Source organism: Streptomyces sp. SS7, from assembly GCF_037993025.1.
Taxonomy (GTDB): Bacteria; Actinomycetota; Actinomycetes; order Streptomycetales; family Streptomycetaceae; genus Streptomyces.
On sequence record NZ_CP141223.1, the window covers coordinates 5,423,877 to 5,437,242 of the forward strand.

The following is a 13,366-nucleotide window of genomic DNA, read 5'->3' on the forward strand; positions in this document are numbered from 1 at the left end:
AGACCCAAAAGAGGTCTAGTCCACCCTTATGGTGTAGACCTTGATCCGGATAGCGGACCCATTGGTATGAGCAATCATTTCGGGAGTGAGGGGCGACACGTGCACCGGCGGGCAGGCAGGTCACTGACGACGATCGTGGGCGGACTGTCCACCCTGGGCCTGGCGGCGGTGCTGTCCGGCTGCGGACTCACCTCCGGCTCCGACCACACCACCCTCAGACTCGTCGCCGCCGACTACGGCGACAGCGCCGCCAACAGCTCCACGAAATACTGGGGCGCCCTGGTCGAGGCGTACGAGAAGAAACACCCCGACGTCACCGTCGACGTCACCGTCTCCTCCTGGAACGACGTCGACGCCGAGGTCAAGACCATGGTCGACGCGGGCCACCCGCCCGACATGGCGCAGATCGGCTCCTACGCCGACTACGCGGCCGCCGACCAGCTCTACACGGCGGACGACCTGCTCTCCGTCACCGTCCAGGCCGACTTCGTGCAGCAGCTCGCCACCGCCGGCAAGGTGCGCGGCGTGCAGTACGGCATGCCGTTCGCCTCCTCCACCCGGCTGCTCTTCTACAACAGGACCCTCTTCGCCGAGGCCGGGATCACCCCGCCGACCACCTGGGCCGAACTCGCCGCGGACGCCGCGAAGCTGAAGGCCCAGGGCGTGAAGTACCCCTATGCGCTGCCCCTCGGGCCCGAGGAGGCCCAGGCCGAGACCCTCCAGTGGCTGCTCAGCGGCGGAGGCGGCTACGCCCGGAGCGCCGGCGGCTACAGCATCGACTCGACCGAGAACGTCGACACGTTCGACTGGCTCAAGGACAAGCTGGTCGGCAAGGGACTCACCGGGCCGGTCGCACCGGGCTCGCTCAACCGCGCGGACGCCTTCACGGCGTTCGCCGACGGACAGGTCGGCATGCTCAACGGGCACCCCTCCCTGATGAAGATGGCCCAGAAGACCGGCGTGAAGTTCGGCATGGTGCCGATGCCCGGCGTCGACGGCCCCTCCAAGGTCGCCATGGGCGTCGCCGACTGGATGACCGCCTTCCGCAAGAACGGGCACGCCGAGCAGATCGGCCGGTTCCTCGACTTCGTCTACAGCGAGCGGAACGTGCTCGGCTTCTCCCGCGAGTACGACCTGCTGCCCGTCACCACCTCCGCCTCCCAGATCATGAGCACCTCCTCGCGGGACGCCGCGCTGCGGCCCTTCCTGGAGGAACTCCCGCTCGCCGAGGTCTACCCCGTCGGACGGACCTCCTGGGCGCAGGTCAGCGCGGCCGTCAAGAAGGGCATCGGCAGGGCCGTGACCCGCTCCGGCGACCCGGCGGCCGTCCTGTCCGACCTCCAGGCCAAGGCGATGAGCGCGCAGAGCGCCGCCGGGGAGTGAGCCGGCTGTCGGTGGCCGGGGTTACGGTGCTCGGGTACGCGGGAGCGCCGGAGGTGCGGGCAGTGCCAGAACAGCTGGAGACCAGGGAACGCGACATCCTCGCCCTGGAGCGTCGCACCTTCCCCGGCCCCGGAGCCAAGGAGCGCGCCATCCGCGAGGAGCTCGACCTCTCCCCGGTCCGCTACTACCAGCTCCTCAACGCCCTCCTGGACGACCCGCGGGCGCTGGCCCACGACCCGGTGACGGTGAACAGACTGAGAAGGGTCCGCGAGACCAGGCGGGGCGACCGATAGTGTCGCCGTATGGGCACCCAGGAGACGCACTCAACGGACCCCGTACCCACGACCCCGGCCGGCCGTGAGGCCCTCGCCGCCATTCTGGCGCGCCCCGCGGCCACCCTCGTCGGTCTCGACTTCGACGGCACGCTCGCCCCGATCGTCGAGAACCCCGAGGACGCCCGCGCCCACCCCGACGCCCTCGCCGCCCTCGCCGCCCTCGCACCCAAGGTCGCCGCCGTCGCCGTCATCACCGGCCGCCCCGCCGAGGTGGCCGTCCGCAACGGCGGCTTCGCGGGCGCCAGGGGACTGGACCACCTCACCGTCCTCGGCCACTACGGCGCCGAACGCTGGGAGGCCCGCACCCAGGAGATCACCGCCCCCGCACCCCACCCGGGCGTCGCCGCCGTCCGCGCCGAGCTGCCCGCCGTCCTGGACGCGGCCGGCGCGGGGCAGGGCGTCCGGGTGGAGGAGAAGGGCGGCCGGGCCGTCGCCGTGCACACCCGCCGCGCCGCCGACCCCCTCGCCGCCTTCGAGACCCTCCGCGAGCCCCTCGCCGCCCTCGCCGCCCGCCACGGCCTCATCGTGGAACCCGGCCGGTACGTGCTGGAGCTGCGCCCGCCCGGCATGGACAAGGGCGTCGCCCTCCTCGACCACGTCCGCGCCACCGGCGCCGGGTCCGTCCTCTACGCCGGCGACGACCTCGGCGACCTCCCCGCCTTCTCCGCCGTCGAGAAACTCCGCCAGGACGGCGTCCCCGGCCTCCTCGTCTGCAGCGGTTCCACCGAGGTGACGGAACTCGCGGCCCGCGCCGACCTGGTCGTCGACGGCCCCGCCGGCGTCGTACGCCTCCTGCGGGACCTCGCCGGTCAGCTGGGCTGAAGGTCCCGCAGGGCCGTCAGCTGCTCCAGGAACCACTGGGCCGGAGGCAGCGCGGTCGCGGCGGCGGCCAGCCGTTTGACGCGCTCGGCGCGCTCCTCCGGCCCCATGGACAGGGCCTCGTGCAGGGCACGGGCCGTCTCCAGGACGTCGTACGGATTCACGACGATCGCGTCCTCGCCCAGCTCCCAGTACGCCCCGGCCTCCCGCGACAGCACCAGCGCGCACCCCCGGTCGGAGACGACCGGGACCTCCTTGGCGACCAGGTTCATCCCGTCCCGGATCGGGTTGACCAGCGCCACGTCCGCGAGCCGGTACGCGGCGAGGGAGCGGGCGAAGTCGTCCTCCAGGTTCAGCAGGACCGGGGTCCAGCCGGGGGTGCCGTACTGTTCGTTGATCTCCGCCGACAGCCGCGAGACCTCCGCCGTGTAGGCGCGGTAGACGGCGAGATCCTGCCGGGAGGGGTAGGCGAAGGCGATGTGGACGACCCGCTCCCGCCACTCGGGGTGGTCGTCGAGGAGCTGCCGGTAGGCCAGCAGACCGCGCACGATGTTCTTCGACAGCTCGGTGCGGTCGACCCGCACGACGGTCCTGCGGTCCGTGCCGCCGATCTCCTCGCGCAGGGCGACGATCCGCTCCTCCACGTCCGGCCGGTGCGAGCGCTCGCGCAGGAAGTCGGCGTCGGCGCCCAGACCGTGCACCCCGATCAGGGTGCCGCCCGTGCCGCCCACGTACTCCGCGCAGCACGCGGTGAACGCGTCCGCCCAGCGCCGGGTGAGGAAGCCCAGCCGGTCCGCGCCGAGCATGCCCCGCAGCAGCTGCTCGCGGATGTCCGCCGGCAGCAGCCCGAAGTAGTCCACCGGCGCCCACGGCGTGTGCGAGAAGTGCCCGATGCGCAGGTCCGGGCGGAGTTCGCGGAGCATCCCGGGCACCAGACAGAGGTGGTAGTCCTGCACGAGGACCGCCGCGCCGTCCGCCGCCTCCTCCGCCAGCGCCTCGGCGAACGCGCGGTTGTACGTCTCGTACGACGCCCACTGGCGCCGGAACTCCGCGTCGAAGGACGGTTCCAGCGGGGTCTGGTAGAGGAGGTGGTGGATGAACCACAGGACCGAGTTCGCGATGCCGTTGTAGGCGTCCTCGTGCACGTCGGCCGGGACGGGCAGCATCCGCACGCCCTCCTCGCCGACCCCGCGCCGGACCGCCTCCCGGTCGCCGTCGGACAGCGCGGAGCACACCCACAGCGCGCCGGCGTCCGGGCCGATCGCCGACAGACCGGAGACCAGCCCGCCGCCCCCGCGTTTCGAGTGCAGCGAGCCGTCCTCGCCGATCGTGTAGGAGACCGGGCCGCGATTGGACGCGACCAGCACCTGAGCACCCCGAGCAGCAGTGTCGTGCGTGGAAGCCATACGCCTCAACCTAGCCCGGCCGGGAAACAATCAAACGTACGGTGGCGCTGTGTGCGGGGGTCGTATCCAGCCGTATACGACCCGTCCTCCCGCACGGCGCAACAGGCCCTAAGCGACCTTGCGGGACCGGTACTCCGCGATCTCCGCCATCGGTGGCCGTTCCTCCGTGTCCACCGTGTAGGTCCGCGGCTCGAAACCGTCGGGGCCGCGTTCGAACTGGGTGAGGGCGGGGCGGACGAGATGGCCGCGGGCCAGCCGCAGCTGGGCGGTGCGGTAGATCGCCGCCGCCATCCGGCCGAGGGCCTGCCCGTCCTGGTGGCGGTGCTTGCGCACCCCCAGGTCCACCTGCGCGAGCGCGTCGAGGCCCACCAGGTGCAGCGCGTCGATCAGCATGCCGAGCTCCACGCCGTAGCCCACCGGGAACGGCAGCTGTTCGAGCAGGGAGCGGCGGGCCGCGTACTCGCCGCCGAGCGGCTGCACGAAACCGGCCAGCTGCGGCCAGTGCAGGTTCAGCAGCGGGCGCGCCATCAGCTCGGTGACCCGGCCGCCCTGCCCGGCGGCGCCGCCCAGGGGACGGTCGTACATCCCCTTGACGAGGTCCACCGCGGGGTCGGTGAGCAGCGGGCCGACGATGCCGGAGACGAAGTCCGAGGAGAACTCCCTGAGGTCGGCGTCTATGAAACAGACGATGTCCCCGCCGGTGACCAGCAGGGACCGCCACAGGACCTCCCCCTTGCCGGGCACGGCCGGGACGCGGGGCAGGATCGTGTCGCGGTGGACGACCCGCGCGCCGGCCGCCGCCGCGACCGCGGCCGTGCGGTCGGTCGAACCCGAGTCGACGACCACGAGCTCGTCGACCAGCGGGACCTGCTGCATGAGGTCGTGCCGGATGACCGCGACGATCTCGCCGACGGTCTCCTCCTCGTTCAGCGCGGGCAGGACGACACTGACCCGCTGCCCCGAGGACCGTTTGGCCGCCATGATCCGGTGCAGCGGTCGGTCGGTCACGGTCCAGGAGCGGGTGGTCAGCCAGCGCTCGACTTCTTCCAGCACGTACGCGGCTCCTTCACCTGTGATCCGTCTCGCGGTTCGGACGACTATCTCAACTGTCCTGGTTGTCGGTTACAGTCTTGAACAACGCGGGTGACCATCGCATGTCCTCGGTGGCCCGCCGTCCACAACTTCATACCGCTCATCCAGAGGGGCAGAGGGAAACGGCCCGATGAAGCCCCGGCAACCCTCCAGCCGGTCTCGTTCACGCGAGGCTCCCGGCTAGGGAAGGTGCCAAATCCGTCTCACGGCGAGATGCGTCGTGAGGAAGATGAGGAGAAAGGGCCTCGCCTCACATGGCTGCGCAGACTGTTGCAACCGAATCCACCGTAGACCTGGGTCCCGCCGCGGCACTGAGCTGCCGCGAGTGCGGGCACCGCGTACCCCTCGGCCCCGTCTTCGCCTGCGAGGAGTGTTTCGGCCCGCTCGAGATCGCGTACGACTTCTCCGCCTACGACCCGGAGGAGCTCAGGAAGCGCATCGAGGCGGGACCCGCGAACATCTGGCGGTACGCGCCGCTGCTGCCCGTCCCGGCGGACGTGGCCGACAAGCCCAACATCAACCCCGGCTGGACCAAGCTCGTCAAGGCCGACAACCTGGCGCGCGAGCTGGGCGTCGAGCCCGGCAGGCTGTTCGTCAAGGACGACTCCGGCAACCCGACCCACTCCTTCAAGGACCGGGTCGTCGCCCAGGCCGTCGAGGCCGCGCGTGCCTTCGGCTACACGACCCTGAGCTGCTCCTCGACCGGCAACCTCGCCGGTGCCGTCGGCGCCGCGGCCGCCCGGGCCGGCTTCCGCTCCTGTGTGTTCATCCCGCACGACCTGGAGCAGGGCAAGGTCGTGATGGCCGCGATCTACGGCGGCGAGCTGGTCGGCATCGAGGGCAACTACGACGACGTCAACCGCTTCTGCTCCGAGCTCATCGGCGACCCGGCGGGCGAGGGCTGGGGCTTCGTCAACGTCAACCTGCGGCCGTACTACGCCGAGGGCTCCAAGACGCTGGCGTACGAGATCGCCGAGCAGCTCGGCTGGCAGCTCCCCGACCAGCTGGTCGTGCCGATCGCCTCCGGCTCACAGCTCACGAAGATCGACAAGGGCCTCCAGGAGCTGATCAAGCTGGGGCTCGTCGAGGACAGGCCGTACAAGATCTTCGGCGCGCAGGCGGAGGGGTGCTCCCCGGTGTCGGTGGCCTTCAAGGCCGGGCACGACGTGGTCCGCCCGCAGAAGCCGAACACCATCGCCAAGTCGCTGGCGATCGGCAACCCGGCGGACGGGCCGTACGTCCTCGACATCGCGCGCCGCACCGGCGGTGCGGTGGAGGACGTGACCGACGAGCAGGTCGTCGAGGCGATCAGGATTCTCGCCCGGACCGAGGGCATCTTCGCGGAGACCGCCGGCGGTGTGACGGTCGGCGTCACGAAGAAGCTGATCGAGAACGGGCTGCTGGACCCGGCGAAGACGACCGTCGTGCTGAACACCGGTGACGGTCTGAAGACGCTGGACGCGGTGGCCGGTACCGGGCTCACCGCGACGATCCGCCCGTCGCTGGAGTCCTTCCACGAGGCCGGGCTCGCGTAAGCGGCGCGCCCCCCGAAGCACGCACCTGACCGGAGGTCACACAGTGAGCGTCACCGTCCGCATCCCCACCATCCTGCGCACCTACACGGGTGGCCGGGCCGAGGTCACCGCCGAGGGGACCACCCTCGGCGAGGTCATCTCGGACCTGGAGAAGAACCACACCGGGATCGCCGCCCGGGTCCTGGACGACCAGGGCAAGCTGCGGCGGTTCGTGAACGTGTACGTGAACGACGACGACGTCCGTTTCGAGCAGGGGCTGGAGACGGCGACCCCGGACGGCGCGGGCGTGTCGATCATCCCGGCCGTCGCCGGCGGCTGAGCGGTGGCTGACCTCCGGTCAGTACCCGCGAGTAGTAACCGTCGGTAACATTGATTACCGAGTGTTCATCGAATTGCCCCCTCCGTGAGAGAAGCGGAGGGGGCAATTCAGTGTGGTTGAGCGAGGTACAGTTGGGGAACCGGGTCGCGAAACCCTGATCCGGAATCTTTGATTTCTGCCTTGCGCCCGACAAGAAGTAGCCAAAGTGCGAGCCTCTTGCGTGGCATTTGCGGCTTTTGCGGGGCCCGACTTGCCCTGAATTCTGGCGAATTCTCGCCACATTCCGGATCGCGTGCGTCCAGAATTCTCGTCCGAGTGACCTGTTGCAGACGGCAGTTGGACAGATACATTCGGCCGCGGTCGACGCGTTCCGGCGCACGCCCCCAAACCAACTGGGGGGTGAGGTCTGACCCGGATCCGCGAAGTGTGGATCTGTGCAAGGGCCAGTAATAGGGGAGTTAGGCATGGCTCAGGGCACCGTCAAGTGGTTCAACGCGGAGAAGGGGTACGGCTTCATCGCGGTCGACGGTGGTGCGGATGTTTTCGTCCACTACAGCGCGATCCAGATGGACGGGTACCGCACCCTGGAAGAGGGCCAGCGGGTCGATTTCGAGATCTCGCAGGGTCAGAAGGGGCCGCAGGCGGACATGGTCCGACTCGCGACCGGCTGAAGCACGCGCCGACTGAAGCGTCGTTCTTCTGTTTCATCTTCGAAGGGCTCGTACCTCCCGGGGTACGGGCCCTTCGGCCTGTCCGGGCACCGGGGTACGGGCCCTTCGGCCTGCCCGGCCAGGGGTGCGCGGGGGGCCCGGGGCGCGCGCGCCCCCCTGCGGATCGGGCGGAGGCGCTTGCACTCGACCATGCCGAGTGCTAATCATTGGCGTTAGCACTCTGAAGGTGAGAGTGACAAAGAAGGACCGGGTCGGTGAGGCCCGCAGGCCAGGTGGGGCAAGGAACCACGCGGCATGCGAGCCGTCCGTCGCGGGCGCGGGCGCGGTCCGAAGGAATCACCCCCAGTCCTGGAGGGACCACTTCACATGGCCAAGATCATCGCGTTCGACGAGGAGGCGCGGCGCGGCCTCGAGCGCGGCATGAACCAGCTCGCGGACGCCGTCAAGGTGACGCTCGGCCCCAAGGGTCGCAACGTCGTCCTCGAGAAGAAGTGGGGCGCCCCCACGATCACCAACGATGGTGTGTCCATCGCCAAGGAGATCGAGCTCGAGGACCCGTACGAGAAGATCGGCGCCGAGCTGGTCAAGGAAGTCGCGAAGAAGACGGACGACGTAGCCGGTGACGGCACGACGACCGCGACTGTCCTGGCCCAGGCCCTGGTGCGCGAGGGTCTGCGCAACGTGGCCGCCGGCGCCAACCCGATGGCTCTGAAGCGCGGCATCGAGAAGGCCGTCGAGGCCGTCTCCGGCGCGCTGCTGGAGCAGGCGAAGGATGTCGAGACCAAGGAGCAGATCGCTTCCACGGCCTCCATCTCCGCCGCCGACACCCAGATCGGCGAGCTCATCGCCGAGGCGATGGACAAGGTCGGCAAGGAAGGCGTCATCACCGTCGAGGAGTCCCAGACCTTCGGTCTGGAGCTGGAGCTCACCGAGGGTATGCGCTTCGACAAGGGCTACATCTCGGCGTACTTCGCCACCGACATGGAGCGTATGGAGGCCGTCCTCGACGACCCGTACATCCTGATCGCGAACTCCAAGATCGCGAACGTCAAGGACCTGCTCCCGCTCCTGGAGAAGGTCATGCAGTCGGGCAAGCCGCTGCTGATCATCGCCGAGGACGTCGAGGGCGAGGCCCTGTCGACCCTGGTCGTCAACAAGATCCGCGGCACCTTCAAGTCCGTCGCGGTCAAGGCCCCGGGCTTCGGCGACCGCCGCAAGGCGATGCTGAACGACATCGCCATCCTCACCGGCGGCGAGGTCATCTCCGAGGAGGTCGGTCTCAAGCTCGAGAACACGACCCTCGACCTGCTGGGCAAGGCCCGCAAGGTCGTCATCACCAAGGACGAGACCACCATCGTCGACGGTGCCGGCTCCTCGGACCAGGTCGCCGGCCGGGTGAACCAGATCCGCGCCGAGATCGAGAACAGCGACTCGGACTACGACCGCGAGAAGCTGCAGGAGCGCCTGGCGAAGCTCGCCGGCGGTGTCGCGGTCATCAAGGCCGGCGCCGCCACCGAGGTGGAGCTCAAGGAGCGCAAGCACCGCATCGAGGACGCCGTCCGCAACGCGAAGGCGGCCGTCGAGGAGGGCATCGTCGCCGGTGGTGGCGTGGCCCTGCTGCAGGCCTCCCAGGTCTTCGAGAAGCTGGAGCTCGAGGGTGACGAGGCGACCGGCGCCAACGCCGTGAAGCTCGCGCTGGAGGCCCCGCTCAAGCAGATCGCCGTCAACGGTGGTCTCGAGGGTGGCGTCGTCGTGGAGAAGGTCCGCAACCTCCAGGTCGGCCACGGCCTGAACGCCGCGACCGGTGAGTACGTCGACATGATCGCCTCCGGCATCATCGACCCGGCGAAGGTGACCCGCTCTGCCCTGCAGAACGCCGCCTCCATCGCCGCGCTCTTCCTCACCACCGAGGCCGTCATCGCCGACAAGCCGGAGAAGGCCGCCGCGCCCGCCGGTGGCGGTATGCCGGGCGGTGACATGGACTTCTGATCGACCTGACGGTTGATCGCCTGTCCTTCGGACCGAGGGCGGTACCCCTGGCTACGGCCGGGGGTACCGCCCTCGGGCGTTTCGCTCAAGCGCTGATGTGCTCCACGAACGCCGCCCAGGCCTCCGGCCGGAACGCGAGCCTCGGGCCGTGGGGGGCCTTGGAGTCGCGGATGAGGGTGGGGTGGGTGAGGGCGGCTTCGAGGCAGTTGCCGCCGTCACCTCCGCTGTAGCTGGACTTGTGCCAGGTCAGGACCTCACGAGTGCTGTTCTCCATGCCCGTAATCCTGCGCTACTGATTCCAGCAGGGCCAGCGATTCCTGCGGCGAAAGCGCCGCAGCCTGAAGCAGGTTGAACATCAGCGTGTGTCGGCCGACGGTGGCGGGGTCGTCCAGCAGTTTGCCCATGTCCGGCGCCTCCACGAAGGAGAGCGGCGGCGCGTCCTCGAACTCCATGAGCTTCAGGGAGCCGTGCATGGCCGCGTGCACCCCGGCGGCGAAGGGCAGAACTTGCACGATGATCCGGTGTCTGCGGGCCAGGTCGGCCACGTGACGCAGGGCTTCCGCCATCACCGCTGCTCCGCCGACCGGTCGCCGGATCGCGGCCTCGTCGAGAATGGCCCACAACAACGGCGTGGTCGGATCGTCGAGGAGATGCGCCCGTTCGAGGCGCGTGGCCACCAGGTTGTCGATCTCGGCGTCCGGTGCCGTGGGCTTGTAGGCGCGGCAGACCGCTTCCGCGTAGGCCCGTGTCTGCAACAGACCCGGGATCAGGAGCTGGGCGTATTCCCTGATCGCCGTCGCGACCGCCTCCGCCTCCGCCGCCTCCGCGAAGTGGTCCGGGTACTTCGACTTGGCCAGTGCGCGGCAGTTCCGTTCGAAGAAGCCGTTCGTGCCCAGGATCTCGTCTATCTGGACGGCGTACTCGAGGTGGAGGCGCCGCGTCCCCGCCTCCAGCCGGGCGATGAACGAACCGCTCACGAAAAGGGGTTCGCCCAGCTCGGCCTGGCTGAGGCCGGCTCGCTCGCGGGCGTGGCGCAGCTCCGCCCCCAACAGCGCGCGCGGGGAGGATGACGGGTCGAGGTCCTTCGGGCCGGGCATGGCAACTCCCTTGTGGCACAGCAGGGGTTGGGCGGGTGCCGTCTCCGGCCAGGTTAGGGCGGTGGTGGCCACGCTGTGTGGTGAACTCGCATACCCAGCGTGGAGGCCGTCCTCTTGCCCGGGACGGCCCCGCTCCCGGTAAGGTTCTGGCATGAACACCGGACCGGCCTCGCGCCACACACGGACGGGCGATCCGGTGGAGAGCTGACCGCCCGCGGACCCCCGCAGTGCTCGCGCACCGAGAACCCTTCTTCGTGTCGAGCGCCAAGCGAGGTCAGCCGTATGTCAGTCACCTTCAACCACACCATCATCGCCGCCAAGGACCGCAACGAGTCGGCCCGGTTCTTCCGGGAGCTGCTGGAGCTGGCGGAAGCCCCCTCGTGGGGGCCCTTCACCAACATCCAGCTCGACGACGGCGTTCTGCTCCAGTTCGCCGAGCCGCCGGTGGACATCCAGATGCAGCACTACGCCTTTCTCGTCGACGACGAGCTCTTCGACCGGGCGTACCGGCGGCTGTGCGCGCAGGGTGTCGTGCACTGGGCCGATCCGCAGATGCGGCGGCCCGGCGAGATCAATCACGAACACGGCGGCCGGGGCGTCTACTTCAAGGACCCCGCCGGTCATGCCGTCGAGCTGATCACCCGGCCGTATCTGTGACCGTCCGGGAGTAGTGGGAGCCGACCGCCGGCTGGCCCGTGTAGTTGGGGCCGGCCGCCGGATCGGCGCCCAGGTAGGTGAAGGGGAGGGTGGTGGTCCGGGCGCCCTGGAGGGTGAGCAGGTGGCGGCGGGTGTCGTACGTGAATCCTGCCGCCCGCAGCGCCGCGAGCACCGCCCTGCCCGCCGCCGTGCCGTCGGCCCAGCGGACCGACTCCGGGTCGAAGTGGGCGAGGAGGAGGCCGTCCTCCGTCAGCCAGGAAGCGGCCCGGCCGAGCAGGCCGAGCTGGTCGCCCACGTAGTGCAGTCCGTGCACACAGGTGATCAGGTCGTACGGCCGGGTCGGCGCCCAGGCGGAGACCGAGGCGGTGATCTCCTCCACGGTGGGCGGGGCGGGGAGCGGCACCAGCGGTCCCACCAGGTCCACGGCGGTGAGGACCGCGTCGGCCGGGAGGGCGGAGGCTGCTTCCCGCAGGGCGCGCCCCTCGCCGCTGCACAGGTCCAGCCAGGACGGGGCGGGCCCCGCCAGCCGGGCCAGCGGGTCCACGCCCAGTTCGCGGGCGTAGCTGTTCACCCCGGCCAGCCCGCGTTCGCGGTTCATCGTGCTGTTGGCGACCACGGACGACCGCTCCAGCTCGGACGTGCCCACCAGCCCGCCCCTCGCGTCTCGCATGGCGTAACGCTAGCGGCACCTCTGGCAGCGCCTGCGCGTGGCCGGGATCACAGGGCCTTCGGGGGTGCGGGCGGAATGGGACGGCTGGCGCGCTGGTTCTCTGTTGAGAGTCACTCAATGCATGTGCACATACTGACCGGTCTCCAAGGCCGCATACTTCACGAGGAGCCCCCCGCGTGAGCGTCACCGAGCCCACCCCCACCCGAGCCGCCGAGATCCTCTCCCGGCCGGTGAACATCAACGGTCTGACCGTCCCGAACCGGATCGTCATGGCGCCGATGACCCGGATGTTCTCCCCGGACGGCATCCCGGGCGAGGACGTGGTCTCGTACTACTCCCGCCGTGCCGCCGCCGGTGTCGGTCTGGTCGTCACCGAGGGGACGTACGTCGGACACGAGTCGGCCGGGCAGAGCGACCGGGTGCCCCGGTTCCACGGTGAGGAGCAGCTCGCGGGGTGGGCCAGGGTCGCCGAGGGCGTCCACGCGGCGGGCGGGACGATCGTGCCGCAGCTGTGGCACATCGGCATGGTCCGCAAGCAGGGCGAGCCGCCGTACGCGGACGCCCCCGCGGTCGGTCCGTCGGGGCTGCGCATGGACGGCACCGAGGGCACCGGCCGGGCGATGACCCAGCGTGACCTGGACGACGTGATCGGCGCGTTCGCCGAGGCCGCGGCCGCCGCCGAGCGCATCGGGTTCGACGGTGTCGAGATCCACGGCGCCCACGGCTACCTCGTCGACCAGTTCCTGTGGGCCGGCACGAACCGCCGTACCGACGCCTACGGCGGTGACGCGGTGGCCCGTACGAAGTTCGCCGCCGAGGTCGTCGCGGCCGTCCGCGAGACCGTCTCGGCCGAGTTCCCGATCATCTTCCGGTACTCGCAGTGGAAGCAGGAGGCCTACCGGGCCCGGCTCGCCGAGACCCCGGAGGAGCTGGAGGCCATCCTCACGCCGCTGGCCGCCGCCGGTGTCGACGCCTTCCACGCCTCCACCCGCCGCTACTGGACCCCGGAGTTCGAGGGCTCGGACCTCAACCTCGCGGGCTGGACGAAGAAGCTCACCGGCAAGACCACCATCACGGTCGGCTCGGTGGGTCTCGACGGCGACTTCATCCGGGGCTTCGCGGGGGAGGGCGCGCCGCTCAAGGGCATCGAGGACCTCCTCGACAGCCTGGAGCGCGACGAGTTCGACCTGGTGGCCGTGGGGCGCGCGCTGCTCCAGGACCCGGAGTGGGCGGCCAAGGTCCTCGCGGGGCGGACGGACGAGCTGAAGGCGTACGACGCGGCCGCACTGAGCACCCTGAGCTGAACCAGGGGCGGCGCCCTCGACTTTCCCGCGGCTGATGCCGGGCGGCGGGAGCGGTGGGGGCGCCGCCGAGGTCTCGGGCCCGCAGCGGT

General features: G+C 70.2%; 14 protein-coding genes and 1 riboswitch. Of the genes, 9 read left to right on the forward strand and 5 right to left on the reverse strand.

Annotated features, from left to right (window positions below; translation table 11 throughout):
• Nucleotides 1-144: 144 nt before the first annotated feature.
• From U5640_RS25110 to otsB, 3 genes are read left to right on the forward strand one after another with little or no spacing between them, the layout of a single operon-like run.
• Nucleotides 145-1,383, forward strand: a complete 1,239-nt coding sequence (locus U5640_RS25110; RefSeq protein WP_340385317.1) for an extracellular solute-binding protein — start codon at nucleotides 145-147, stop codon at nucleotides 1,381-1,383.
• A gap of 53 nt (nucleotides 1,384-1,436) precedes the next feature.
• Nucleotides 1,437-1,676 carry a DUF3263 domain-containing protein gene (locus tag U5640_RS25115; protein ID WP_067251855.1) on the forward strand — a complete coding sequence of 80 codons (240 nt, stop codon included), beginning with the start codon at nucleotides 1,437-1,439 and terminating at the stop codon, nucleotides 1,674-1,676.
• A 9-nt stretch (nucleotides 1,677-1,685) separates the two neighbouring features.
• A complete protein-coding gene (otsB, locus tag U5640_RS25120) occupies nucleotides 1,686-2,540 on the forward strand; it encodes a trehalose-phosphatase (RefSeq protein ID WP_340377994.1) in 855 nt (284 codons plus the stop codon).
• On the opposite strand, the gene U5640_RS25125 is transcribed toward otsB, so the two are convergent.
• Complete coding sequence (locus tag U5640_RS25125) at nucleotides 2,528-3,943, reverse strand: trehalose-6-phosphate synthase (protein WP_340377995.1); 1,416 nt, start codon at nucleotides 3,941-3,943, stop codon at nucleotides 2,528-2,530. The two genes, otsB and U5640_RS25125, sit on opposite strands and share 13 nt — an antisense overlap.
• Nucleotides 3,944-4,051: 108 nt before the next feature.
• The gene (locus tag U5640_RS25130) at nucleotides 4,052-4,996 is read right to left on the reverse strand and encodes a glucosyl-3-phosphoglycerate synthase (protein ID WP_340377996.1); all 945 of its coding nucleotides are present in this window, start codon (nucleotides 4,994-4,996) and stop codon (nucleotides 4,052-4,054) included.
• Nucleotides 4,997-5,132: 136 nt separating this feature from the next.
• A riboswitch (SAM riboswitch) is annotated at nucleotides 5,133-5,271 on the forward strand.
• An 18-nt stretch (nucleotides 5,272-5,289) separates the two neighbouring features.
• Between U5640_RS25130 and thrC the strand changes: the two genes are divergently transcribed.
• From thrC to groL, 4 genes are all read left to right on the forward strand, one after another.
• Nucleotides 5,290-6,570, forward strand: a complete 1,281-nt coding sequence (gene thrC, locus U5640_RS25135; RefSeq protein WP_340377997.1) for a threonine synthase — start codon at nucleotides 5,290-5,292, stop codon at nucleotides 6,568-6,570.
• A gap of 43 nt (nucleotides 6,571-6,613) precedes the next feature.
• The gene (locus tag U5640_RS25140) at nucleotides 6,614-6,889 is read left to right on the forward strand and encodes a MoaD/ThiS family protein (RefSeq protein WP_340377998.1); all 276 of its coding nucleotides are present in this window, start codon (nucleotides 6,614-6,616) and stop codon (nucleotides 6,887-6,889) included.
• A gap of 464 nt (nucleotides 6,890-7,353) precedes the next feature.
• Nucleotides 7,354-7,560: a cold-shock protein gene (locus tag U5640_RS25145; RefSeq protein ID WP_007493268.1), complete on the forward strand. Its 207-nt coding sequence runs from the start codon at nucleotides 7,354-7,356 to the stop codon at nucleotides 7,558-7,560.
• Between the two features lie 366 nt (nucleotides 7,561-7,926).
• The gene (gene groL, locus U5640_RS25150; RefSeq protein ID WP_133911971.1) at nucleotides 7,927-9,549 is read left to right on the forward strand and encodes a chaperonin GroEL; all 1,623 of its coding nucleotides are present in this window, start codon (nucleotides 7,927-7,929) and stop codon (nucleotides 9,547-9,549) included.
• Between the two features lie 85 nt (nucleotides 9,550-9,634).
• Here the strand turns inward: groL and U5640_RS25155 are convergent, their stop codons facing one another.
• On the reverse strand, nucleotides 9,635-9,823 hold the full coding sequence (locus tag U5640_RS25155; protein ID WP_340377999.1) for a DUF397 domain-containing protein: 189 nt from the start codon (nucleotides 9,821-9,823) through the stop codon (nucleotides 9,635-9,637).
• Nucleotides 9,804-10,646, reverse strand: coding sequence for a helix-turn-helix transcriptional regulator (locus tag U5640_RS25160; RefSeq protein ID WP_340385319.1), 843 nt, complete (start codon nucleotides 10,644-10,646; stop codon nucleotides 9,804-9,806). The genes U5640_RS25155 and U5640_RS25160 overlap by 20 nt, the downstream gene beginning before the upstream one ends.
• Before the next feature lie 282 nt (nucleotides 10,647-10,928).
• On the opposite strand from U5640_RS25160, the gene U5640_RS25165 reads away from it, so the two are divergent.
• Nucleotides 10,929-11,303, forward strand: a complete 375-nt coding sequence (locus U5640_RS25165) for a VOC family protein (protein WP_340378000.1) — start codon at nucleotides 10,929-10,931, stop codon at nucleotides 11,301-11,303.
• Here the strand turns inward: U5640_RS25165 and U5640_RS25170 are convergent.
• Entirely contained in the window at nucleotides 11,284-11,973 is a 690-nt protein-coding gene (locus U5640_RS25170) for a methyltransferase domain-containing protein (protein WP_340378001.1), read from the reverse strand. The two genes, U5640_RS25165 and U5640_RS25170, sit on opposite strands and share 20 nt — an antisense overlap.
• Nucleotides 11,974-12,149: 176 nt before the next feature.
• Between U5640_RS25170 and U5640_RS25175 the strand changes: the two genes are divergently transcribed.
• Complete coding sequence (locus U5640_RS25175; RefSeq protein WP_340378002.1) at nucleotides 12,150-13,277, forward strand: NADH:flavin oxidoreductase; 1,128 nt, start codon at nucleotides 12,150-12,152, stop codon at nucleotides 13,275-13,277.
• Nucleotides 13,278-13,366 lie beyond the last annotated feature (89 nt).